Here is a 23,032-nt window from a genome sequence, read left to right as displayed (position 1 = left end):
ATCGCCCCGCCGCACCAGTTCCTCGTCCTTGTCGATCATGAACTCGCCGAGTGCGCCGTGCACGCCGAAGACCCAGGCGCCGGTTCCGGGGCGGAGCGTTTCCCGGACGAAGTCCGCGATCTCGGCCGCGTCCCAGTCGAGCCGCTCGAAGACGATGCCGAGCTCGGCCCGTCGTGCCGGGAGCTCCGCCATGACACGCTTCAGGACGTGGTCGGGCGCCTGGCCCCAGATGGCGATCTCCTCGCCGCTGCGCGCGCAGCCGAGGCAATAGCCGCTCGCCGGGTCGATCCGGCAGAGCCCGGTGCAGGGGCTCCCCGGCCGTCGTGGAGAAGCATCCGGGATCGCCGGGGGGCTTGTGATCTCGCTCATCGATTGCCGCTTTCGTCGTGTGCCGTCAGGCCGTGCCGCTCGCCGATCCTGCCACCTCGCGCAGCAGCGCGGCCAGCCGGGCAAGCCGCGGGTCGGTAGGGTGCAGGAGTTTCGTGCGCTGCAGCTCTTGGCGGGCGGCGGTCCCGGGATCGGTGCCTTCCGGCAGCCAGACGAGCCAGGCAAGAAGCACGTCCTCCGGTGCGGGCGCGGTGCCGGAGGAAAGGCCGATCTCAATGGGTGGCGTCATGGAAGAGCATCTCCTTGGCATGCAGGGCGCTGAAGATCGCGTCGAGCCCTTCCGTCAGGGCAAGCGGACCTGGCTGATGGACGAGACAGGCGTCGATCTCCGCGATCCGGCCCGCGCGAACGGCCGGGAGCGCCCCCCAGCCCGGCCGGTGCCGGATATGATCGAGATCGACCGGCTTGCCGCACCAGGAGGCGAGGATGACCTCCGGCTCGGCACGCAGGATCTGCGGCGGCGTCAGGATGTGGTCGCGTGCGGCCGGGTTTCCCCGCAGCCTGCCGAAGACGTCCTGTCCGCCCGCAATCTCGATGAGGTCCGTTATCCATCCGGCGCCGCTCATCATCGGGTTGTCCCAGGCCTCGAAGTAGACGCGCGGCCTTCGCCGCGACGACGTGCGGTTGCGCATGTCCTCGATCCGCCGCTCGCAGGAGCGGGCGAGCGCCTCGGCTTTTCCCCGCGCGCCGACCATCGCGCCGAGCATGCGGATCATGGAGAGGATGCCTGCCACGCTGCGTTGGTTGAAGGCGTGCACGGGTATGCCCTCCCAGATCAGCTCGTTGGCGATTGGGCCCTGGATATCGCAGAAGGTGATGACGAGATCGGGTCGAAGCTCGAGGATCGCCGGAATGTCCGCGCGGGTGAAACCCGAAACGACGGCCTTGCCTGCGCCAAAGCGGTCCGATCTCCCCGTCGGCTGGGGCACGCCGACAATGCGCCAGTCCTCGCCGAGAAGGTGAAGGGTTTCCACCGTCTCCTCCGTCAGGCAGACGATCCTTTCGGGCGGAAAGGCGCACATCGTCAGGAATCCAGCATCGGGCGGGAGGGTGCGGCCGTGAAGGGCACGACCCGGCCGTGGCCGTTGGCGATCTCCGGCTCGGTTTCCTCCTCGGACGGCTCGCTCCACGAGCCGGAGGCACGCCGCCAGGGGACGATGAAACGGCGGCCGCCATGCGTGCCGGAGAGGGAGCGGACGCCGTAGCATTGGGCAACGATCCTGTCGGTGAGGACCTCGTCGGGCGCCCCCTCGGCGGCGACGCGGCCGCGATGAAGAAGGATCAGGCGGTCGCAGAAGCGCGAGGCGAGCGTCAGGTCATGCAGCACGACGACGACACCGGTGCCGCCGTCCGCTGTGCGCCTCAAGAGCTCCATGACGTTGAGCTGGTGGAGCGGGTCGAGGGCGTCCACGGGCTCGTCGGCGAGCAGAATCTCCGCCTCCACCGCCAGCGCCCGGGCGAGAAGCACCCGTGCCCGCTCGCCGCCCGAAAGGCTCGTGAAGGCACGCTGCGCGAAACCTTCGACATCCGCGGCCCGCATCGCGCTTCCGACGGCCGTGTCGTCGGCTTGCCGGTTGCGTGCAGAAAAGACGCCCGCATGCGGCAGGCGGCCGAGGGCGACGATCTTCTCCACGGAAAGCGGCCAGTCCACCTTCGCACCCTGCTCAAGGTAGGCGAGGCGACGTGCCAGCCTGCGGCGCGGCACCGAGGCCGCGAGCCTGCCGTCATAGAAGACATGGCCCAGATCCGGCTTGCGCAGTCCGGCCATGACCTCGATCAGCGTCGATTTCCCCGCGCCGTTCGGGCCGATGAGCCCGACCATCTCCTTAGGGCGGGAGACGGCGTGGACGCTTTCAAGGATCGTCGCGTCGCCGCGCTTCACGCCGATTCCGGAAGCCGAGATGATCATCGCATTTCTCCGCGCAGGCGCCAGACGAGCGAGAACAGGAAGGGCGCGCCTATGATTGCCGTGACGACGCCGAGCTTCAGCTCCGGCTGAGTCGGCAGGAGCCTGACGGCGATGTCGGCGGCGAGCGTCAGCGCGGCGCCGCCGAGCGCGCTTGCCGCCAGAAGGAGGCTCGGACGGTAGGCAACGAGCGGGCGCAGGAGATGCGGCACGACGAGACCGACGAAGCCGATGGCGCCGCTGACGGCGACGGCGCCTCCGACGGCGAGTGCTACGCCGGAAATCAGGAGGATGCGCGTGACGCGCAGGTCGAAGCCGAGGCTCGCCGCCGTGTCCTCGCCGAGCGCCAGCGCGTCGAGCGCCCGCGCCGTGGCGAAGAGGGCGAGACATCCGGTGGCGATCGGCGGCAGGGCGATGGCGACATGGGTGAGGCTGCGGTCGGCGAAGGAGCCCATCAGCCAGAACATGATCTCCGTCGCCGCGAAGGGGTTCGGCGACAGGTTGAGGACGAGCGAGACGAGCGCTCCCGCCAGGCTGTTGACCGCAATGCCCGCGAGAATGAGCGTCGAGGTGCTGGCGTTCCGCCCGGCGACGGCGAAGAGGAGGAAGCCCGCCACGAGCGCCGCCGCGATGCCCCCGACGGGCAGGAGAAGGGACGAGACGGCGGCGAGACCGGAGTAGAAGACGAGAACGGCGCCGAAGGCGGCCGCCCCGGAGATGCCGATGATGCCGGGCTCGGCGAGCGGGTTGCGCAGGAAGGCCTGCATGACGGCACCGGCGAGGCCGAGCGCGAAGCCGACGAAGAGGCCGAGGAGGGCGCGCGGCAGGCGCAGTTCCGTCAGCACCAGCGCGCTGAGGCTGTCACGGCTGGAGAGGACATCGGCGAGGGCGGCGCCGAAGTCGAGCCACCCGTAGCCGATCGCCAGCGACAGGATGAATGCCGCAAGCACGGCGAGCGAGAGGCCGGCAAGGAGCGCGCGGTAGCTCATCTCCGTCCGGGGAGGGGCGAAGGTCGTGTCCGTCATGGGCGTGCCCTCGCTTGTGCTGCGGCCTGGCGCAGGATGGCGACGGCCTCGAACATCTCCGGGCCCGCGCAGACCCAGAGCCGCGGTGGCACGGCCGCGATCTCCATCGGCCGCGGCATGTGCGAGAGCACCGGGTGGCGCACGAGCTCGGTCGCGAGTGCAGGGGTCTCGCGGGGCGTGCCGATGACGAGAACGTCCGGCGATAGCGTGACGAGTGATTCCAGCGGCAGGCGCCCGTAATTCTGCATGCCTCGTTCCGCTGCGAGGTTACTCAGCCCGGAGAGCGACAGCAGCGTGTCGATCAGCGAGCCGGCGCCGACGGTGTAGCCGTTCGGCTCGTAGATGACCGCCGTCGGCCGCTGCGGGGTCGCGCCGTCTTCCGCCGCCAGCCTCTTCCCCTCGATCTCGCGGACGAGGGCTTCCGCCCGCGCCTCCTGGCCAAGCGCTCCGCCGACGAGGCGGATCTGCGCCTCCACCTCCTCGATGGTCCGGGGCACGTCGAGCTCCAGAACGTTGACGCCGATCCGCTTCAACAGGTCGGTGGTGACGCGCTTGGTGTAGCGCCCGGCGAGAACGAGGTCGGGCTCGTAGCGCATCACCTCCTCGGCAAGGCCGCGGTTCACCGGGAAGTCGCGTGCCTCGTCGGCGAGGTTCGACATGGACTTGTCCCGCGCGAGGTAGGTGAGGGAGGCGATCTGCTGCGGGTCGGCGAGGCGCATCAGGAGCTGGTCGGCACAGAGGTTGATGGAGACGACCTGCTGCGGCCTTGCCGCCGCCGGTGCGGCGGCGGCAAGGATGAGCATGGCTGCCAGAAGAAGCCTCGGCATCAGAATGTCAGCCTGAGCCCGGCATAGGCGCTGACGCCTTCGGCTCCGTAGCCCCAGACGTCGTAATATTCCTCGTCGAGCAGGTTTTCGACGCGCCCATAGAGCTGCGCGTGGTCGGTTAGGTCGTAGGAAGCGGCGACGTCGACGAGCGTATAGGCATCGAGCGAGATAGTCTGCCGGTTGGCATAGAACGGATCGGTCCAGACCCAGTCCTTCTGCTCGCCGTTGTAGTCGATGGAGAGATTGACGTTCGCGCGTCCGCCGAGGAAGGCGTAGTTGACGACGAGGCTGGCAAGGTTCTGCGGCCGTCGCACCAGCTCCGCGCCGGTGGAATCCTCGCCCTCCGTATAGGTGTAGGAGCCGGTGACGGAGAGCCCCTCGACCGGCTGCACGGTCAACCCGACCTCCACGCCGTCGATCTCCGTCTCGCCCGGCAGGTTGGTGGAGGTCTGTCCCGAGCCGGTGATGAGGTTGGTGATCCGCTGGTTGAAGTAGGTGACGTCGAGCGAGGCGGCGTCTTCCCAAAGCGCCTGCGTCACGCCGACGTCGAAGCCCTTCGCCTCTTCCGGCTGAAGGTCCGGATTGCCCCGATAGGTGTTGGTGTAGCCGTAGAGCTCGAACAAGGTCGGGTTCTTCACGCCGGTACCGTAAGAGGCATGCAGCTTGGTGCCGGTCGGGCGGATATTGTAGGCGCCGGTCAGCCGGTAGGTGGTGGCGTCGTCGAAGATGTCGTTCCGGTCGTGCCGTAGGCCCGCGGTCAGGGAGAGGTCCTCAAAAAGGCTCAGCTGGTACTGCCCGACGAAGCCCGTCGAGGTGACCGAACGGTCGAAGGACGACCAGACGCTTTCCGAGACGGCGCTGTCCTCGTCGCGCTGGACGGCGAAGGTCAGCGTATGCGCCGCGTCCGCGATTCCCGGCGTGTCGAACATGAAGCTCGACTGGTAGTCGAGATGGACGCGCTCGCCCTCGTAGGTGCCGGTGACGACCGTCGGCTTCAGGTCGCGGTAGTCGCGGTTCTGCTCGGTATAGGCGATGCCGGCGACCTGTTCCCAGTGCCCCTCAAGGAGGGTGACTTTCGCCTGCGCCCGCGTGAAGAGCTGCTCGCCTTTCACGTCCTGGTTGGAATCGAGTGGCCCTGTATGGCCGACGGAAGGCAGGAAACCTTCCGTATCGAGGTCGGTGCGTGAGCGCGTGTAGCGCGCGACGCCCGAAAGGTTCAGCCAGTCGGTGACGTCGACGCCGCCCTTGGCGTAGAACGTGCCGTTCTCGTAGGCGTCCTTTTCGGTATTGCCGAGGCGCTCGTCGGCAACGGAGACGCCGTCGGTGCGCACACCGGCGGCACCTGTCAGAAAATCGAAATTCTCCCCGCCGGCGCTGATCGCGGCATGGCCGCTGACGGTGCCGTGCGATCCGGCCTCGATGCGGCCAGAAAGGCGGGTGCCGGCTTCGCCCCGCCGCGTGACGATGTTGACGACGCCGCCGATCGCGTCCGAACCGTAGAGGGCGCTCTGCGGCCCGCGCAGCACCTCGATCCGCTCAACGTCGTCGGCCAGCAGATTGGCGAAATCGAACTCCGATCCTCGTGCCGGATCGTTGACCGGAATGCCGTCGATGAAGACCTTCGTCTGGTTGCCTTCCGAGCCGCGGATCCGGAGCTGCGTGAACTGACCGCGCGGACCGCCCTGGTTGACCGCGACGCTCGGCACCTGGCGCAGCGCATCGGCGACGGTGAGGATCTTCTGCTCTTTCAGCTCTTCGCCGGTGATGACGGTGACGGCGCTGCCGACCTTGGTCAGCGGCGTTTCGGTGAGATTGGCGGTGACGGAGATCTCCGGCAGCACCACCATGTCGTCCTGGGCGAGAGCCGGGGAGGAGACGGCAAGCGAGAAAGCGCTGGCGGAAAGACAAAGCGCAGCGGAAAGCTGCAACGACGCGCCACGGCGCGGCAGGCGGGAACAGGACACGCGACAACGACCTCGAAGCGGGCACACGGGCCACATGGCACGTCACCGCGATCGAGGATGCTCCATGCGCTGGGGCGCATGAATCCACTCCCATCGGCACACCCCGACCGATGTGACCGCGCGTGACCACGGCTGACGGCAGGTCTCCTGACTTGCGGGTCGTCATCGCGCCGTCGCCTTCCCGGCGCCGGAGCGCCAGTGGCATCGTGACGGGCGATTCGCCGCTTACAGTTGCGGGGACAGTCGCGGCATTGGGCCAAGCCCGCACCGCGTTCCCTTTTCAGCCTCAAAGAGGCACCGTCGCCAGGAACGGACCACGAAGCCGGGCGCTTCGTCAAGATGGATTTCCGGGCGGGTCGGCCCGCCCGGAAGGCTGTTGCCGAAACGTCATGCCGGTCTCTTCGCCCGCGGCGCCCAGACGTCGTCGGTCGCCCCGTTGCCGTTGAGACGGCGGCTCGCGATGAACATGAAATCGGCGAGGCGGTTGATGTAGACGAGCACGTTCGGGTTTACCTCTTCCTCCAGCGACAGGGCGACGACGCGGCGCTCGGCCCGGCGGATCGTGGTGCGGGCGACATGCGCGTGGGCGGCGGCCACCGTGCCGCCCGCCAGCACGAAGTTGGTGATGCGCGGCAGGGCGGCGTTCATCGCTTCGAGTTCCGCCTCCAGGCGCTGCAGCGGCTCGTCGCCGACGCGCAGATGCTCCCCGTGCTCGCCCGGCATGTGCAGGTCGGCGGCGAGGTTGAAGAGGTCGATCTGCACGTTGCGCAGCATCTCGCAAAGCTCGACATCCTCGCCTGCAATAGACCGCACGAGGCCGATCTGCGCGCTCGCCTCGTCGATGGTGCCGTAGGCCTCCACCCGCTTGTCGCTCTTCGACACGCGCACACCCCGTCCGAGCGAGGTCTCACCCTTGTCGCCGCCGCGGGTGACCACCCGCGTCAGGCGGCTCCGCTCGGTCTTTTCCTCTCGGTTCTCGTTCATGTCCTGCCCTCCGTGCGGATGTGCCGCAGATGCATTCCCTCCGGCGAATCGCTGCTGTCGCAGCCTGCCTGAGATTCCCTTTCAGGATGAGCGCTTCGTTTCGATTGACAAGGGGCCAGAACGGGAACTAACGACGCCCGGCCGGGGGAACCCCTCCGGCACGTCAAGCCGTGGTTCTTCCGGGAGTTCTCCTTCCGGAGGCTAAGAGGGAATCCGGTGCGCCGCGAGGCCATGCCGGAGCTGCCCCCGCAACTGTAAGCGGTGAGGCTTCGTCGAGAAAGGCCACTGATGCGAGAGCGCATCGGGAAGGCAGGACGATGCCGGTGATCCGCGAGCCAGGAGACCTGCCGCGCGCTTGGAAAACTGTCCTCGGGCGGGGTGTCCCAGGGAGTGTGAGGCCGCTCGCGGCTGCCGCTTTCCGCTACCCGCGCCCCTTGATCGCAAGGGAGTGCATGAGATGAATTCTTTCCACGAACCAGCCTCTTCGCCGCGTGCGCATGGACGCGCCACAAGCGCGCCTTGCCGCCATCTGGCGTGGTGAGCGCCATGGAAGAGAGCCTCGCCCCGGTCGAATTCTCGCCCGGGCCGGAAGGGCTGCCGCGCCGGGCGCGGGCCCTGATGATCCAGGGCACATCCTCCGATGTCGGCAAGAGCATGCTCGTTGCCGGTCTATGCCGCGCCTATCAGCGCCGCGGCCTTACCGTCCGCCCCTTCAAGGCGCAGAACATGAGCAACAACGCCGCCGTCGCGGGTGACAGCGAGCTGCCTCCCGGTCCGGACGGCATCATGCCGCGCGGCGAGATCGGCCGCGCCCAGGCGCTGCAGGCGCGGGCCTGCCGGGTGGCGCCCTCGATCCACATGAACCCGGTTCTCCTGAAGCCGCAGAGCGGAGTCGGCTCGCAGGTCGTACTGCGCGGCCGCTCCCTCGGCAACTGCCCGGCGAAGACCTATCACCGCATGCGCCAAAAGCTCATGCCCGCCGTGCTCGACAGCTTCAACCGCCTGACGCGCGAAGCGGATCTGGTGCTGGTGGAGGGCGCCGGCAGCGGCGCGGAGGTCTATCTCCGAGCTTCGGACATCACCAACATGCGCCTTGCCGAGCAGGCCGACCTGCCGGTCGTCTTCCTCTCCGATATCGATCGCGGCGGCACCATGGCCGCCATCGTCGGCAGCCATCAGCTTCTCGACGAGGCGGATCGGGGACGGGTCGTCGGCTATCTCATCAACAAGTTTCGCGGCGACCTGACGATCTTCGAGCCGGGCATCAAGACTATCACCGAGAAGACTGGCTGGCCGTGTCTCGGGGTCATGCGCTGGTTCGAGCAAGCGAACTGCCTGCCGGCGGAGGATTCGCTCGCCCTGGAGCGCCCGCCCGAACGCCGTGGCAGCGGCCTCAACGTCGCCGTGCCGCGCTTCTCGCGCATCGCCAATTTCGACGATCTCGACCCGTTGTCCGCCGAGCCGGGTGTCAGTCTCACTTTCGTCAATCCGGGCTCGCCGATTCCCGCCGAGACGGATGTCGTCATCCTGCCGGGCTCGAAGGTGACGCGTACCGATCTGGACGTGATGCGGCGCGAGGGCTGGGACGTCGATATTTTGGCGCATGTCAGGAAGGGCGGGCGGGTGCTGGGCATCTGCGCCGGCTTTCAGATGCTCGGGCGCCTCGTGCGCGATCCGGAAGGCATCGAGGGGCCCGCAGGAGAAACGCCCGGCCTCGGGCTTCTCGACATCGAAACCGTGATCGGCGGCGACAAGCGGCTTATCGAGCTCGATGTGGGCGAGGAGACGAGCGGCTGCCGTATCACCGGCTACGAGATGCATATGGGCCGCACCAGCGGGCCGGGCCTTGACCGCCCCTGGCTCCACCTGCGCGAACCGCATGGCGGCGCGCGGGCCGAAGGTGCGATCTCGCCCGATGGGCGTGTCGCCGGAACCTATCTGCACGGCATCTTCGCCTCCGACGCTTTTCGCGCTTATTGGCTCCAGCAGGTCGGAGGCCGCGCCTCCGGGCTCGATTTCGAGGCGCGGGTGGAAGCCTCGCTGGAGGCGCTTGCCGACCACTGCGAGGCGAACCTCGATTTGGATGCGCTCCTGAAGCTGGCCCGCTAGATGGAGCCTCAAGAGGTTGTTCTCGGTCAGAACGAGGCGGCTGATAGGTGGTTTGGATTTTAGGCTGCCGTGCGGGCGGTGCCAATTGTAGCGATGCAGCCAGAGCGGCAGCTCCTCTGCGCGGCGCTGCGAGGTGGGATAGGCCTGCGCATAGGCCCATTCGCGCAGCGCCGTCTGGATGAAGCGCTCCGCCTTGCCGTTGGTTCTGGGCGTGTAGGGCTTCGTGCGCACATGCTTGAGGCCAAGTTTGCGGCACGTCCTTTCGAAGAGCTTCGATTGGTAGCAGGCGCCGTTGTCGCTCATGACGCGCCTCACGGTGATGCCGAGGCTTTCGTAATAGGCGATGGCAGCCGTGAGGAAGGCGACCGCGCTCTGCTTTCTCTCGTCGGGCAGGATCTGGGTAAAGGCGATGCGCGAGGCATCGTCGACGGCCACATGGACGTACTCCCATCCGACGCCGCGGGTGTTGGACTGGCCCGTCCTGTCGCCGGTGATGCGATGGCCGACCCGCGCAAAGCGGCCGAGCTTCTTGATGTCGATATGGATCATGTCGCCAGGCGCCTCGTGCTCGTAGCGGCGGACCGGCTCGGCCGGGTCCAGGTCCTTCAGGCGCGACAGGCCGGCGCGCTTCAAGACCCGGCTGACGGTGGCCGGCGAGACACCGACTTGGCGGGCGATGTGCTGGCCCGTGAAGCGTTGGCGCCTGAGGCTGACGATCCTCTCCACGCAGGCGGTGTCGGTGGCTCTTGGCATCCGGTGGGGGCGGGATGAACGGTCGATCATCCCCACACGGCCTTCCTCCTTGTAGCGCTCCACCCAGCGCGTCACGATCCTGGCCGACACGCCGTAAAGGCGTGCCGCCTCCGCCTGGCTCAGCCTGCCCTCGATGACCGACAGCGCCATCTCCTCTCGACGCAAGGGTGTCAGCCGGGCATTCTTGTGAATGTTCATTCGGGCCCTCCGGTGAGCGCTGCAGCCTAGTTGTCTGGTCCCACTATGTGATGGAATCAGTTTAGCTGAACCCGATTGGAGGGATGAGCTATGGGCCAGGTACTTCACAGCAGCGCCATGACGACGCACGCCATCCGAGCTGCGATACAGCGGTCAGCGGCTCCGCTCAAAGAGTTAGCGGCGCAGGTTGGCAGCAGCAGAAAGAGTTCTGGCTGGTGAAAGACCTTCTGGTTATCGGCATCGGTGCCGGCGATGCAGGGGACGTGACCCTGCGCGCAGTCGAGGCGATGCGCCGCGTCGACGTCTTTTTCCTCCTGGAGAAACCCGGCAGGGGCAAGTCGGCGCTTGTCGATCTGCGGCTTGAGGTGCTGCGGCGGGCATGCCCTGGCGGTGGCTATCGCCTCGTCTATGCGACGGACCCGGAGCGGCCGAAGGAAGTGCCGGACTACCCCGCCGCGATGGCGGCCTGGCGGGAAGAGCGGCGACGCCTCTTGGCCGAGTTGTTCGGCCGCGAGCTCGCCGAGGGCGAAACCGGCGGTTTCCTGGTCATCGGTGACCCCGGCCTCTATGACGGCACCATCGAGATTTTCCATGAATTGGAGGCGCAGGGCGCGGCCGTCTCCTTCGAGGTCGTGCCCGGGATCACGAGCCTGCAGCTTCTGGCCGCCCGCCACCGCATCGCCCTCAACCGGATCGGCGAGACGATCACCATCATTTCGGCGCGCCAGCTTGCCGCTGCGGATGCGGCGAGCCTCGACAATGTGCTTGTCGTTCTCGACGGGCGAGCCCTCTTTCGCCGCTTCGCCGACACCGATCTCGATATCTACTGGGGTGCTTATCTTGGAATGCCCGAGGAGATTCTCGTCTCCGGCCCGCTTCGCGGCAAGGCCGAGGAGATTGCCCGGATCATCGGCGAGGAGAGAGCCCGTCGCGGCTGGATCATGGATGTCTACCTGCTGCGCCGGCCTTCCTCCCCCTGAGGGCTTTCACGCTGGGGCTGCGTGCGCGAGGTGGCTCCAGCCCGAATAAAGCATGACAAGGCCGATCGCCCCGACGAGGGCGGCCGAGGCATAGGGGGCCTTGGCGAGGATTTGGTTGAAGCGCGAGGAGCGCCTGGAGACGAAGCCGATGCCGAGGGCGGCGACGGCGCCGACGGCAACCAATGTCAGGGCAAGGCCGGTGCTGAAGGCGGCGACGAGGGTGATGCCGAGCCAGAACTGGCCGAGCTGAAGGCAAAGAAGCAGCACCATGATCGCGGCGGGGCAGGGGATGAGCCCGCCGGAGAGGCCGAACAGGAGGGTCTGCCAGGTTGAGGTCTTTCCGGTGCCGAGCCGGGCCTCGATCTCGCGGGCATGCGCCGCGGCGTGGGCGTCGAGATGCCCTTCGCCGCCCTCCTGGGCTTGATGATGATCGTGCGCATGGTGATCATGGGAATGATCGTGGATGTGCGCATCGCCGTGATCGTGGGCATGGCGGTGGTCATACCCATGGCCTTGCCCGTGCTCGCCGGCGTGCCCGACATGCGAATGGCCGGCATGAGCGTGCCCGTGGCCGCCATGCTCGTGGCTGTGCTGCCCCTCCGCGTCGCTGGCACGCGGATGCGCCCTCGCCGCCGTCGCCGCCAGCGGAAGGGGGGCATCACCTTTCGCGCGGGCCGCTCTCAGCGTCTGCACGAACATCCACAGCGCGATCAGGAGGATGATGACGCTCGATACCATGACGAAGAAGGGCTCCGTCCGCTCGCCGATCAGCTCCGAGCCGAAGCGCATGCCTAGGACGGCGAGGACCCACACAATGATGGAATGCGAGAAGGCGGCGGCGACGCCGAGCAGCGCCGCCTGTGCGACCGTGCCGCGGATCGCGACGATATAGGCAGCGATCATCGTTTTGGAATGGCCCGGCTCCAGACCGTGCAGCCCGCCGAGAGCGAGAGCCATGGCAAAGAGAAGGAGCGGGTTGGCGCGCCCTTCCGCGATGAGGCCGGTGATATCCACGCTCACTCACTCACAGGTACTTTGAGATTTCCTTGAACTCGGCCACCAGGCTGGTGCGCTCCGCGCCTTCCGTCACGCTGCCGTCGAGGCAGTGGTCGATATGGTCATGGATGAAGAGGCGCTTTGCCTGGTCGATGGCCTTGGCGACGGCGTGGAGTTGCTGGGCGACATCAGGGCAGGGTCGGCCCGCCTCGATCATCTCGATCGTGTGGCGCAGATGCCCTTCGGCCCGCCGCAGGCGCTTGACGACGTCGCCATGTGTGGTGTGCTGCATGGCGATATCCTATCCCCCAGGAGGGGATAAGGCAAAAACAAAAAATCAGTCCGCCTCCCGCCCGGCCGCGCATCGTGGTTCGCGCTCCAATAGCTGGCCGTCGATCATCGTCACCGTCCGGGTCGCCAGCTCGTCGCGGAAGCGATGGTCGTGGGAGACCAGGATCATCGCCTGGGGGAGGGACAGAAGGATATCCTTGAGGCGCGCCTTGTTCTCCACATCGAGCGCGTTCGTCGGCTCGTCCAGGAGAAGCACGTCCGGCTGCATGGCAAGGACGGCCGCCAGCGTGACCAGCCGCTTCTCGCCGCCGGAAAGCTTGTGGGTGATGCGGTCGCGAAAGCCCGTGAGATCGAGCCGCTGCAGCACGTCGTCGACGATTGCCATGGCCTCGTCGCGGCTCTTGCCGAGATTGAGCGGGCCGAAGGCGATGTCCTCGGCGACTGTCGGGCAGAAGAGCTGATCGTCCGGATCCTGGAAGACGAGGCCGGCGCGCCGGCGCACCTCGAAGAAGTCCTTTTCCTCGCTCCGCTCGCTCCCGAAGGCGAGGATGTTTCCCGAAAGCGGTCGCAGAAGGCCGACGATCACCTGCAGAAGCGTCGATTTGCCAGCCCCGTTGTGACCGCCGATGCATAGCCGCTCCCCTTCGAACAGCGAGAAGGAAGCGCCGCAAAGGACAAGCGGGCCGGCGGGATAGGCAAAGTGGATGTCGGAAAGCTTGAGCAACTCGGACATGGAAGGCCTCCCGGCCGCTAGAGGGTGAGCTGAAGCGCGATAAGGGCTCCGAGAAAAGCCGTCATGCCAATGGAAAAGAAGATGTCGCGGCGCGAGAAGGCGAGCTCGTCGAGAAGCGGTATGCGGCCGGTGAAGCCCCGGCATTTCATCGCGCCGAGGATGCGCTCGGAGCGCTCGATCGCCCGAACCAGCATCATGCCGACGAGATAGCCCAGGGAGCGGTAGGTATGCCCGTTATTGCCCGGGCGGAAGCCCCGCGCCTTCATCGCCATCCGCAGGCGCATGTATTCCTGCTGCAGCACGTCGACGTAGCGCACCGTGAACATCAGCAGGTGGATGAGGCCGTCCGGGACCTTGAGGCGGCTCAGAGCGTGGCCGAGGGCGACAGGCTCCATGGAGCCGGCGAGAGCCATCAGCGCCAGGATGACGGCATTGGCCTTGAGGGCGATCTCCACAGCCTGCCGGAGCCCCTCCCAGGTGGCGGCGAAGCCGAAGACCGTGAAGATCGGATCCCCTGGCACGGTGAAGGGAAGCATGGCGATGAGGAAGATGATGAAGGTGTCCATCGCCGCCATGCGCTTGAGGGTCGAGCGGACGGGCAGGCGTGCCTCCACCATGATGAGAAGCGCCGCCGCCAGTCCGGCGAGGAGGAGCACGAGATTGTCGAGGGCCACGATGACGATGGCGAAGGCGATGGATGCCAGGATACGGCTTCTGGGATCGATGGCGGAAAGGAGCGATTCGCGAGCCGTTCCGGTATCGCGCAGCGCCCGTCGCTCCGCGCCAAGGACGTGGCCCATTCTCAGGCCGCCTTCATCTTGCGGCGCGCTGCGACGTAGAAGCCGAGGCCGAAGAGACCGAAAATGTAGCCGATGCCGCCGATGATCGACTGCATGTCGTGCTTTTCCTTGTAGGCGTCGATATCGCGCCTCAGCGGTATGACCTGCTTCTGCACGGCTTCCGTGATCATCCGGTGCTGGGCATCGATGAGGGCGGTCATGTCGATGGCGGGCGCTTGCCCCGCATCCTCGCCGGCCGCCTCGCTTGCCGCCTCGCCGGCCGCCGCTTCCGCCGCGGCGAGAGCCGGGGAAGCCGCCGCCCCGCCGATCTCCGGAAGCTCGTCCGCGGACATATGCACTTCAGCGATATGGCCGGCGCCGAGATTGGACTTGAAGACGAGGGGCACGGCCTTTTCCGGCTTGTAGGTGAAATAGCCGGTCTCGTCCGTCGTCACCTCGCCGAGCTTGTTGCCCTCCTCGTCGAAGACCTCGACGGTCGCGTTGGAGGCCATGTCGCCGTTGGAAAAGCCGATCTCGCCTTCCACATGGTCGCCCGATGCGAAGACGGAAGCCAGAACCTTGTGCGCCAAAGCTTGCGAGGCGGGAAGGAGAAGGACAAGGGCGAGGGCTGCGCAAAGTCGCCTCATGGCGTGACCTCCTTGGACGCGGAGCGCGTGATTGCGGCGAAGAGCTCGGGCTTGACCCGCCTGGCGAGCACGACGGCCGCGCCGGTCACCAGCGCCTCGACGATCATGATCGGGATATGAGCGAAGAAGACGAGCTTTGCCGCCGGGATGAACTCGTCGCCCGAAAGCGCGAGCGCGATGGCGACGAAGCCGGTCGTGAGGGCGATGGCGAGGCCCCCGCCGACGCCGCCCCAGATGGCCGCGACCGTCAACGATCTCGCTGCGATGCCGTGCCGGCAGAGATAATAGACCATGACGGCCGGCATCGCGATGTTGAGCGTGTTGACGCCGAGCACGGTGAGCCCGCCGAAGCCGAAGAACACGGCCTGCAGAAGCAGGCCCACGAACAGAGCGGGAAAGGCGGCCCAGCCGAGCACCAGCCCGGCCAGGCCGTTCATGATGAGGTGGACGCTCGAGGGCCCGATCGGCACATGGATGAGCGAGGCGACGAAGAAGGTGGCGCTGAGGACGCCCGCGGCGGGCATCTTCTCTGCCGGCAGGTTCTTCAGGCCGAGGCCGATGCCGGCAACGGCGATCACCGTCCCGCCGATCACCACCTCGTTTGCGAGCGCCCCGTCGACGATATGCATGTCGGACCCTCCGCGCGTCTATTCGACGTCGTAGGCGCGCACCCAGATGACGGCGTCCTGCGAGAGTTCCTTGCCCTCGTGCTCCTTTGCGGGGCCGGATCCGAGCGCGGCGAAGCCCCAGAAGCCGGATTTCGGGATGCCGAAGGTGAAGTAGCCGTTGGCGTCGCTGATCGCGACGACGGCCCCGCCCGGCATCGGCGAGGCCTTGGGCTCGCCCGGCTTGTTCTCGTCCATCAGCGGCTCGGCGGCCATATATTCGACCTCGATCTCGGCGCCCGCCACGGGCTCGCCCTCGGCGAGGACGCGGCCGGTGAAGGTGGAGCCGGCGAGAATGTTGGTGGGCCGGTTGAGCGGCAGGATCTCGGTCGCCAGGCCCTGCGGCTCCATCCAATCGGTCGGCAGCTGGCCGCGGTTCACGTAGCTCTTGGTGATCTGCTGGATGTAGATGTCCTCGCTCTCCTCGTAATAGGGGGCGGGGACGGCGACGAGGATGTAGTCGCCGGCGCGCTTGGCCGGCAGCGTTGCCTCGAAGGCCTTGGCGCTGTTCTCAGAGCCCTCGAAGGTGACCTCCTTCAGCGAGGGCTTGAGGTCGATCTTCTCGCCGCGGAAGAAGGCGTAGAATTCCTGCGGCTCGCCCATGTCCATCACATGCCCGTTCTCGAAGGGGTGCCAGAAGACGAGCTTCAAGGGCACGTCGCCGGGGTTCTCCAGGTTCACTTCGGGCGTGTAGATGAGCTGGAAGTGCGCCTGCGCGGCGGCTGGCAAGAGGAAGAGGGCTGCGGCGAGGCCGAAAGCGGCGTTGTCGAAAAGTCTCATGGGAATCGTCTCTCCAGTTGCCCGGCGTGGATGGCCCACGACGGATGTCGGAAAGGACGATCGGGGTTTGGGCGAGGAGAGGACGCGGGAAAGCTCCCGTGGCGCCGTATCCACCGCCAGACGCTCACCCCGGCGTCCATTGCGGTGCGGCCCCGGTCGCCCGGCGTCGCGCATCAACGGCAGGTCTCCTGGCTTGCGGGTCCTAGCGGGGTTTCACCTTCCCGGCGCCTTGCGCCAGTGGCGTGTTGAAGCCCTGCTCGCCGCTCACAGTTGCGGGGGCAGCCACGGTTTCGGTCCCTGATGGGTACGCCTCACCGTGTTCCCTTTTCATCCGGCCGCTTCGGCGTCCGGAAACCGTCGACGCATTCTTCGTGCCGCATCGTAAGCTCGCATGTCAATAGCGCCCCGGTGGCGCATGCCGCGGCGCTTGAAAGGCCGGTATGGCGGCAATGAGGGACGAGAAGAACCCGCTCAGCTCTCGCGGCTCGCCTTGACGGGCTGAGGCTGTTTCATGCGCCGCTCGTGGCGAAAACGCGTCGCGGCGAAAACAACGATGAAGCAGGCGGCGAGGAGAAGCACGATCGTCGGCGCCGGCGCGCTATCGATGAAGAAGCTCGCATAGACGCCCAGGAACGAGCAGGCGAGCGACAGGAGAACGGCGACCAGCATCATCTGGCCGAAGCGCCGCGTGACCAGGAAAGCGATGGCGCCCGGCGCAATGAGAAGCGCGATCGTCAAGATGATGCCGGTTGCTTTCAGCGCCCCCACGATGGTCAGCGACAGGATGGTGAGGAGCCCGTAATGCATCAGCCCGACGCGCAGGCCGATGGCGCGCGCATGCTGCGGATCGAAGGCGTGCAGGAGAAAGTCGCGCCACTTCGCCGCGATGACGCCGATCGTGAGCGCGGCGATGACCGCGCTCTGCCACAGGTCGAAGGGCAGCACGCCGAGGATGTTTCCGAAAAGGATATGGTCGAGGTGCACCTCGCTCTGGATCTTCGTGTAGAGGACGAGGCCGAGGCCGAACATGCCCGAGAACACGATGCCCATGATCGTGTCCTGCTTGATGCGGCTGTTCTGGCTGAGATAGCCGGTCGCCGCCGCGCAGGTCATGCCGGCAGCGAAGGCGCCGAGAACGAGAGGCAGGCCGGCGAGATAGGCGAGCACGACGCCGGGGAAGATGGCGTGCGAGATCGCGTCGCCCATCAGCGACCATCCCTTCAGGACGAGGAAGCACGACAGAAGGGCGGCGGGCACCGCCACCAGCACCGCGATCAGCATGGCCTCGCGCATGAAGGGCAGGGTGAAGGGCATGAGAGCGAAGTCGAGCGCGCTCATCTTGAATCTCCCGGCTGAAGCTGCGGCAATGCCTGCGGCCTTGGCTCTTCCGCGTCCTTCTGCAAGGCCTCGCGGGCGCGCCGGCGCGAGGCGAGAAGGCCATGCTTGGGCGCGACCACGAAGGCGATGAGGAAGACCAGCGTCTGCAGGACGATGATGATCCCGCCGGTGGCGCCGTCGAGGAAATAGCTGGAATAGGCGCCGATGAAGCTCGTCGCCGCGCCGATCGCGACGCTGATGGCGATGAGGCGCGGAAAGCGGTCGGTGAGGAGATAGGCCGTCGCGCCGGGGGTGACCACCATGGCGATGACGAGGAAGGCGCCGACGGTCTGCAGGGCGGCGACCGTGGAGGCGCTCAGGAGCGTGAAGAAGACGAGCCGCATCAGCCCCGGATTGATGCCGATGGAGCGCGCATGGCTCTCGTCGAAGAAGACCACCATCAGGTCCTTCCACTTGGCCAGCAGGATGGCAAGGGACACGGCCGCGATGATGACGAGCTGGATCGTGTCGGCGGGGGTGATGGCGAGGATATTGCCGAGCACGATCGTCTGGATGTTCACCGAGGCCGGCGACAGCGACACCATGAAGAGGCCGAGCCCGAAGAAGGACGTGAAGATCAGCCCGATGATGGCGTCTTCGCGCAGCTTCGTGCGCTGGTTGAGGAAGAGCATGGCGCCGGCAGCAAGGCCGCCGGCGAGGAATGCGCCAATGGAGAAAGGCAGGCCGAGCATATAGGCGCCGGCGACGCCCGGCACGATGGAATGGGAAAGCGCGTCGCCGATCAGCGACCAGCCCTTCAGCATCAGATAGGCCGAAAGGAAGGCGCAGGTGGCGCCGACGAGCGCGCTCACCCACATGGCGTTCACCATGTACTGGTAGGCGAAGGGCTCCAGAAGGTGGCTCATGAGGATTTCGCATCCTCTCGCCGATCGGCCTGCTCGCCTTCCTCCTCGTAGATAAGAAAGGGCTTTTCGTCGTCCGAGATCATCGCGGTCGGCCTTCCCTCGGCGGTTTCCGCAAGATCGAAATGGCGCAGGACGCCGCCGAAGGTGCGCTCCAGATTGGCCCGCGTGAAGATGTCCTCCGTCCGCCCGTAGCTGAGGACCGTGCCCTTGACCAGCACGGCGCGGTCGCAGAATTCGGGCACCGAGCCGAGATTGTGGGTGGAGACCAGCATCACCCTGCCTTCGGCGCGAAGATCGCGCAGCAGCGCGATGATGGCTTCCTCGGTCTTGACGTCGACGCCGGTGAAGGGCTCGTCGAGCAGGATGACCCGGCCGTCCTGCGCCAGGGCGCGCGCCAAGAAGACGCGCTTGCGCTGCCCGCCTGAAAGCTCGCCGATCTGGCGTTTGCGGAAGGCCGTCATGCCGACGCGCTCCAGCGCCTGGTTCACGGCCTGGTGGTCGGCGCGTCTCGGCTGGCGCAGGAAGTTCATCCGTCCGTAGCGCCCCATCATCACGACGTCTTCCACCAAAACGGGGAAATTCCAGTCGACCTCCTCGCTCTGCGGGACATAGGCGATGAGATTGCGCTTCAGCGCCTGCTGCACGCTGCCGCCGAGCACCGAGATGGACCCGCCGGCAACCGGCACGAAGCCCATGATCGCCTTGAACAGGGTGGACTTGCCGCTGCCGTTGACGCCAACGAGGGCCGTGATGGTCCCCGTCGGAATCTCGAAGCTGGCGGAGCGCAGCGCCGTATGGCCGTTGCGGTAGGTGACGGTGGCGTCTTGCACGGCGATGCCGGACGAGGGGCCCGGCACCGCATCTTTCAGAAATGTTTCAGAGGACATCAGCATCATTTGGTAAGGCACTGTGCGATGGTGTCGGAGGTTACCCGCAGCAGGTCAATATAGGTCGGCACCTGCCCGTCCGCCTCGCTCAGCGAATCGACGTAGAGCACCCCGCCATAGGTCGCGCCGGTCTCGCGCGCCACCTGCTGGGCCGGCTTGGCCGACACCGTACTCTCGCTGAAGACGCAAGGTATGTCGTGCTCTTTGACGGCGTCGATCACCCTGCGCACCTGCTGCGGTGTTCCCTGCTGGTCGGCATTGATCGGCCAAAGGTAGAGCTCCTTGAGGCCGAAGTCGCGGGCGAGATAGCTGAAGGCGCCCTCGCTGGTGACGAGCCATCTCTTTTCCGGCGGGATCTTCGCCAGCTCCGCCTGGATCGGATCGATCACCTCGCGGATTTTCCCCTTATAGGCCTCCGCATTCGCCTTGTAGGTCTCTGCATTCTCCGGGTCCTGGGCGATGAAGGCATCGCGGATGTTGTCGATATAGATGAGCGCGCTCGTCGGCGACATCCATGCATGCGGGTTCGGCTTGCCGTCATAGGGGCCCTCCGAGATGCTCATCGGCTCCACGCCCTCCGACACGACGACGCTCGGCATCTCGCCGAGATTGGCGAGGAAGCGCTCGAACCAGCGTTCCAGATTGAGCCCGTTCCACAGGACGAGGTTCGCGTCGCGCGCGCGCAACATGTCGCCCGGCGTCGGCTGATAGTCGTGGATCTCGGCACCGGGCTTGGTGATCGATTCCACGATCGCCGTATCGCCGGCGACATTCTGCGCCATGTCGGCGATGACGGTGAAGGTGGTGACGGCTTTCAGCTTATCCGCTGCGGCCGCCGGCTGGGCGAGGGCCGAAAGCAAGGGCAGGGCGGCAAGCGCAAGAAGCAATCCAAGTCGTTTCGCCAAGGGTCTCTCCATGTTGGGCGGAAGCGGTGTGCCCGCCGGGTGCCTTCCTCACATGACAGCTCCATTCTTCAAATGCAAGTGCAAATCATTTGCAATAAGAAAAGGCGGGACCGATCGCTTTGCGGGTCGTGCCAGCGCTGTCGCCAGCCTGCCCGCATACTTTGCAGCCGGTGGAACACGGGTTAGATGGAGGCCATGGGCGAGCCGAAGAGCCAAGAGAGATACGAGGACGAACTGCGCTCCGCAGGGATGCGCATCACGCGGCCGCGCAAGACGATCCTGAAGATCCTGGCGGAGGGAGAAGGTCACCCGGACGCTATGACGATCTTTCATCGCGCCTCGGAGATCGACGCCAGCGTCTCGCTCTCCACCGTCTACCGCACCATGAAGGTCCTGGAAGATCGCGGCGCCATCCAGCGCCATGTCTTCGAGGGCGGACCCTCCCGCTTCGAGCCCGCCGGCGGCAGGCACCACGACCATCTGATCGATACGGAGACAGGCGAGGTCATTGAGTTCCGCTCCGACAAGATCGAGGCGCTGCAGGAGGAGATTGCCCGCTCACGCGGCTACGAGATCGTCTCGCACCGGCTGGAGCTCTATGTCCGCAAGATCAGGGGCCGCAAACGATGAGCGGCATCGATCGTCCACTCGTTCACCACCGGGAAAAACGGATCGGCACGGTGAAGGTGAGAGAAGGGCGTTTGATCTCGCGGGGTATGGGCGGGAAGGGCGAGGCGCGCCGGACCATGGCAAGGGCCGCCTCGTCGATTGCCGGATCGCCGGAGCTTGCGACAAGGCGGACGCCGCCGGCCGCGCCGGAGGCGCTGAGGGTGAAGCGGACGGTCGGACGGCCGCCTTTGCGACCGCCCGGCGGAAAGCGCCTGTAGCGGGCAAGATGGGAGTAGACGCGGCTGTTGTAGTTGGAGACGGCGCGTCGGCTCGGGCCGGGATCGCCCGTCGTCGCGTGCCCGCCGAGGGTTGCGGCTGCCGCACGATTGGATGCGGGGCGCGCCGCCGCCTGTGCCGCAGCGCGCCGGCTTTCGGAGGCGCGCTCAGCAGCTTGCCGGTGCGTGCGCACTTCGCGCTTTTCCTCGCTCTTCTGGCGCCCGAAGGCGGCCAGCGTCTTCTCCGGGATATCCTGCGGGCGAGCCCGCGGCAGGGGCGTTACGAAGGGCGCCGCGAGGTCGCTTTCTTCCGCGATGGCCTGGAGTGTGTGGAGTTCGGGCGCGGCCTCTTCCGGCTTCGGCGGAAGCGGCGAAGCCCTCTCGCCGATCGCCTTGTCAGGCTCCACTCCTTCGACAGGCTCCTCCTCGGCGGGTTTTGCCGCCTAGGGCGGTTGCGCGTCTTCGAAGACGGAGGCATTTGTTTTGCCGGAGCCGGGAATTCCTGGTTCAGAGCCCGGCGCATCTGTGCAGGAATGGCTCCGCGACCCGCTCCCTGCCGCCTCCAGCACATGTTCGGTGGTTCTTCGAGGGGCGCGGCCAACCTCGGTTGACCATCTCGTTCAAAACGCCGACTGCACCTTGAGGTGGGTGTGCTCGTAGGCGTTATCGCCGTGGGCGTGGCGCTGGCTGTCCTCGCCGATCGGGATGAGGGCGAGCGAGCCGTGCATGACGCCGCGCTCCAGAAAGAGCGATTCGGCGGCGCCGGTGAGCTCTCCCACCCTGCCGCGCATGACGGCGACCTCCAGCGAGGTCGTATGGTCGAGCGGGATGGAAAGGGCGGCGATGTTCTGGTCGTGGCGGTCGAGCCGGCTCTGCGGGACGCGACCGGCGAGATTGCGGCTCGACTGGTCGAGCGCGCAGCTGAGGACGGCGAGGCAGGCCGATTGCGGCGGCACGTCGCTGCGGGTGGTCAGTGCACGGCGCACCAGATCGCGAATCGCTTCTGACCGGTTCTGCGCGCCGCTCGCCTTCATGAAGCGGTCGAGCTTGTCGGCGATCTCGTCGGTCATGGTGATTGTCACGCGCTGCATTGGGGGCTCCTCCGAGGCTCGCCGCAACTTAGGTCCCGCGGCGCGGCCGGAAAAGATGTGACTGCGGCCGCGCCTGCCCTTGCGGCGCTCAGGAGGTGTGATAAAGCAGCAAAAAAATCTTACCGACTGGAGTGCACCCCATGAACCACCGTCTCACCAGCCCGTTGGCGCTCGCCGCTCTCTTCGTGACCTCCTATGCCCTTCCCGCCGCTGCGCATTTCCAGGAGATCATTCCCTCGGCGGATGTCCTGCCCGAGGGCGGCGAGGTGACGCTCGATCTCGTCTTTACGCATCCGTTCGAGGGCGGTCCGACGATGCAGATGGAGCGCCCGGCCGAAATCGGCGTCCTCAAAGGCGGCACGAAGACGGACCTTTCAGACAAGCTTGAGGAGATCGAGAAGGAGGGCAAGAAGGCCTGGCGGCTCACCGACGAGCTCGCAGAGCCGGGTGCGGCGGTCTATTACGTCACGCCGCAGCCCTATTGGGAGCCGGCGGAGGGCAAGTACATTGTCCATTACGCCAAGGTCGTGGTCGACAGCTACGCCTCGGGCGAGGGCTGGGACGCGATGGTCGGCCTGCCGGTCGAGATCAAGCCGCTGTCGCGCCCGACCGGTCTGTGGACCGGCAACGTCTTCTCCGGCGTGGTGACCAAGGGTGTCCGGGATCAGCGCCCATGGGCCATCTGAGGTGATTTCGTAAAGGAGGGTTTCTGGCTCATCGTAACCGCCAAGGAGTGGAGATGAGACAGAAACCCGGAACGCCCAAGCTGCCGGCCGATCGTGTCGTGAAAGACATCCGTCGGCGCACGCGCAAGCATCATTCGGCGGAGGAGAAGATCCGTATCGTGCTCGAGGGCCTGCGTGGCGAGGAGAGCATCGCGGAGCTGTGCCGGCGCGAAGGCATTGCGACGAGCCTCTACTACAGCTGGTCGAAGGAGTTCCTCGAGGCCGGCAAGAAACGGCTGGCGGGGGACACCGCGCGCCAGGCGAGCAGCCCCG

The 23,032-nt window shown here is 66.5% G+C and carries 25 protein-coding genes, 2 pseudogenes and 3 riboswitches; of the genes and pseudogenes, 5 read left to right on the top strand and 22 right to left on the bottom strand.

The annotated features are described in order from the left end of the window. From Q331_RS23585 to Q331_RS0118060, 8 genes are all read right to left on the bottom strand, one after another. The coding region (locus Q331_RS23585; RefSeq protein WP_034493072.1) for a DUF1289 domain-containing protein at positions 1-369 on the bottom strand (369 nt) is incomplete at its 3' end. 25 nt (positions 370-394) lie between these two features. After that, on the bottom strand, positions 395-616 hold the full coding sequence (locus tag Q331_RS0118090) for a hypothetical protein (RefSeq protein ID WP_026381828.1): 222 nt from the start codon (positions 614-616) through the stop codon (positions 395-397). Continuing rightward, positions 600-1,409 carry an ABC transporter substrate-binding protein gene (locus tag Q331_RS22555; RefSeq protein WP_034493070.1) on the bottom strand — a complete coding sequence of 270 codons (810 nt, stop codon included), beginning with the start codon at positions 1,407-1,409 and terminating at the stop codon, positions 600-602. Before Q331_RS22555 ends, Q331_RS0118090 begins: the two co-directional genes overlap by 17 nt. Positions 1,410-1,411: 2 nt before the next feature. Beyond that, entirely contained in the window at positions 1,412-2,296 is an 885-nt protein-coding gene (locus Q331_RS22550) for an ABC transporter ATP-binding protein (protein WP_084175146.1), read from the bottom strand. Further along, positions 2,293-3,318, bottom strand: coding sequence for a FecCD family ABC transporter permease (locus tag Q331_RS0118075; RefSeq protein ID WP_051631339.1), 1,026 nt, complete (start codon positions 3,316-3,318; stop codon positions 2,293-2,295). Before Q331_RS0118075 ends, Q331_RS22550 begins: the two co-directional genes overlap by 4 nt. Further along, entirely contained in the window at positions 3,315-4,145 is an 831-nt protein-coding gene (locus Q331_RS0118070; protein ID WP_026381826.1) for an ABC transporter substrate-binding protein, read from the bottom strand. The genes Q331_RS0118075 and Q331_RS0118070 overlap by 4 nt, the downstream gene beginning before the upstream one ends. Next, positions 4,145-6,073, bottom strand: a complete 1,929-nt coding sequence (locus tag Q331_RS24355; RefSeq protein WP_281173915.1) for a TonB-dependent receptor plug domain-containing protein — start codon at positions 6,071-6,073, stop codon at positions 4,145-4,147. Before Q331_RS24355 ends, Q331_RS0118070 begins: the two co-directional genes overlap by 1 nt. Positions 6,074-6,229: 156 nt before the next feature. Then, positions 6,230-6,426: riboswitch (cobalamin riboswitch) on the bottom strand. A gap of 70 nt (positions 6,427-6,496) precedes the next feature. After that, a complete protein-coding gene (locus Q331_RS0118060; RefSeq protein WP_051631337.1) occupies positions 6,497-7,093 on the bottom strand; it encodes a cob(I)yrinic acid a,c-diamide adenosyltransferase in 597 nt (198 codons plus the stop codon). A 155-nt stretch (positions 7,094-7,248) separates the two neighbouring features. Beyond that, positions 7,249-7,459: riboswitch (cobalamin riboswitch) on the top strand. 180 nt (positions 7,460-7,639) lie between these two features. Here Q331_RS0118060 and Q331_RS0118055 point away from each other — a divergent pair. After that, the gene (locus Q331_RS0118055) at positions 7,640-9,202 is read left to right on the top strand and encodes a cobyric acid synthase (RefSeq protein ID WP_026381824.1); all 1,563 of its coding nucleotides are present in this window, start codon (positions 7,640-7,642) and stop codon (positions 9,200-9,202) included. Here Q331_RS0118055 and Q331_RS23580 read toward each other — a convergent pair. Then, positions 9,203-10,153, bottom strand: a pseudogene (locus tag Q331_RS23580) (IS481 family transposase); the annotation flags it as partial. Positions 10,154-10,368: 215 nt separating this feature from the next. Between Q331_RS23580 and cobF the strand changes: the two are divergent. Further along, complete coding sequence (cobF, locus tag Q331_RS0118045; protein ID WP_026381823.1) at positions 10,369-11,133, top strand: precorrin-6A synthase (deacetylating); 765 nt, start codon at positions 10,369-10,371, stop codon at positions 11,131-11,133. A 6-nt stretch (positions 11,134-11,139) separates the two neighbouring features. Here the strand turns inward: cobF and Q331_RS0118040 are convergent, their stop codons facing one another. The 11 genes from Q331_RS0118040 to Q331_RS0117990 form a co-directional block, all read right to left on the bottom strand. Next, on the bottom strand, positions 11,140-12,147 hold the full coding sequence (locus tag Q331_RS0118040) for a HoxN/HupN/NixA family nickel/cobalt transporter (RefSeq protein WP_034493081.1): 1,008 nt from the start codon (positions 12,145-12,147) through the stop codon (positions 11,140-11,142). A gap of 10 nt (positions 12,148-12,157) precedes the next feature. Next, positions 12,158-12,421: a metal-sensing transcriptional repressor gene (locus tag Q331_RS0118035; RefSeq protein WP_026381821.1), complete on the bottom strand. Its 264-nt coding sequence runs from the start codon at positions 12,419-12,421 to the stop codon at positions 12,158-12,160. 45 nt (positions 12,422-12,466) lie between these two features. Continuing rightward, positions 12,467-13,153, bottom strand: a complete 687-nt coding sequence (locus Q331_RS22535; protein WP_034493066.1) for an energy-coupling factor ABC transporter ATP-binding protein — start codon at positions 13,151-13,153, stop codon at positions 12,467-12,469. Between the two features lie 17 nt (positions 13,154-13,170). Continuing rightward, positions 13,171-13,953, bottom strand: a complete 783-nt coding sequence (gene cbiQ / locus Q331_RS0118025) for a cobalt ECF transporter T component CbiQ (protein ID WP_026381820.1) — start codon at positions 13,951-13,953, stop codon at positions 13,171-13,173. A 2-nt stretch (positions 13,954-13,955) separates the two neighbouring features. After that, entirely contained in the window at positions 13,956-14,579 is a 624-nt protein-coding gene (locus tag Q331_RS0118020; protein ID WP_026381819.1) for a carboxypeptidase-like regulatory domain-containing protein, read from the bottom strand. Then, positions 14,576-15,208 (bottom strand): cobalt transporter CbiM, encoded by a 633-nt coding sequence (cbiM, locus tag Q331_RS22530; protein WP_034493063.1) that lies wholly within the window; start codon positions 15,206-15,208, stop codon positions 14,576-14,578. The genes Q331_RS0118020 and cbiM overlap by 4 nt, the downstream gene beginning before the upstream one ends. Before the next feature lie 18 nt (positions 15,209-15,226). Then, the gene (locus Q331_RS0118010) at positions 15,227-16,024 is read right to left on the bottom strand and encodes a DUF4198 domain-containing protein (RefSeq protein WP_026381818.1); all 798 of its coding nucleotides are present in this window, start codon (positions 16,022-16,024) and stop codon (positions 15,227-15,229) included. 161 nt (positions 16,025-16,185) lie between these two features. Then, positions 16,186-16,398: riboswitch (cobalamin riboswitch) on the bottom strand. Positions 16,399-16,495: 97 nt separating this feature from the next. Next, positions 16,496-17,362 (bottom strand): metal ABC transporter permease, encoded by an 867-nt coding sequence (locus tag Q331_RS0118005; protein ID WP_026381817.1) that lies wholly within the window; start codon positions 17,360-17,362, stop codon positions 16,496-16,498. Next, positions 17,359-18,267 (bottom strand): metal ABC transporter permease, encoded by a 909-nt coding sequence (locus Q331_RS22525; RefSeq protein ID WP_051631336.1) that lies wholly within the window; start codon positions 18,265-18,267, stop codon positions 17,359-17,361. The genes Q331_RS0118005 and Q331_RS22525 overlap by 4 nt, the downstream gene beginning before the upstream one ends. Next, positions 18,264-19,160: a manganese/iron ABC transporter ATP-binding protein gene (locus Q331_RS0117995; RefSeq protein WP_407637785.1), complete on the bottom strand. Its 897-nt coding sequence runs from the start codon at positions 19,158-19,160 to the stop codon at positions 18,264-18,266. Before Q331_RS0117995 ends, Q331_RS22525 begins: the two co-directional genes overlap by 4 nt. Further along, positions 19,160-20,071 (bottom strand): metal ABC transporter substrate-binding protein, encoded by a 912-nt coding sequence (locus Q331_RS0117990; protein WP_026381815.1) that lies wholly within the window; start codon positions 20,069-20,071, stop codon positions 19,160-19,162. The genes Q331_RS0117995 and Q331_RS0117990 overlap by 1 nt, the downstream gene beginning before the upstream one ends. Before the next feature lie 183 nt (positions 20,072-20,254). On the opposite strand from Q331_RS0117990, the gene Q331_RS0117985 reads away from it, so the two are divergent. Continuing rightward, entirely contained in the window at positions 20,255-20,689 is a 435-nt protein-coding gene (locus Q331_RS0117985; RefSeq protein WP_026381814.1) for a Fur family transcriptional regulator, read from the top strand. A gap of 22 nt (positions 20,690-20,711) precedes the next feature. Here Q331_RS0117985 and Q331_RS23285 read toward each other — a convergent pair whose 3' ends face one another. Together Q331_RS23285 and nikR are read right to left on the bottom strand one after the other, a co-directional pair. Then, positions 20,712-21,350 carry a cell envelope integrity protein TolA gene (locus Q331_RS23285; RefSeq protein WP_026381813.1) on the bottom strand — a complete coding sequence of 213 codons (639 nt, stop codon included), beginning with the start codon at positions 21,348-21,350 and terminating at the stop codon, positions 20,712-20,714. A 213-nt stretch (positions 21,351-21,563) separates the two neighbouring features. Beyond that, positions 21,564-22,034 carry a nickel-responsive transcriptional regulator NikR gene (gene nikR, locus Q331_RS0117975; RefSeq protein ID WP_026381812.1) on the bottom strand — a complete coding sequence of 157 codons (471 nt, stop codon included), beginning with the start codon at positions 22,032-22,034 and terminating at the stop codon, positions 21,564-21,566. A gap of 140 nt (positions 22,035-22,174) precedes the next feature. Between nikR and Q331_RS22515 the strand changes: the two are divergent. Beyond that, a pseudogene (locus Q331_RS22515) lies at positions 22,175-22,687 on the top strand (DUF4198 domain-containing protein); the annotation flags it as partial. 86 nt (positions 22,688-22,773) lie between these two features. Next, positions 22,774-23,032, top strand: a 259-nt coding sequence (locus Q331_RS0117965; RefSeq protein ID WP_026380667.1) for a transposase, incomplete at its 3' end; no start/stop codon positions are given.

It is taken from the genome of Afifella pfennigii DSM 17143 (genome assembly GCF_000688515.1).
Classification (GTDB): Bacteria; Pseudomonadota; Alphaproteobacteria; order Rhizobiales; family Afifellaceae; genus Afifella; species Afifella pfennigii.
The sequence above is the reverse complement of the archived record's forward strand: the minus strand, read 5'-3'. Positions and strand labels throughout refer to the sequence as shown.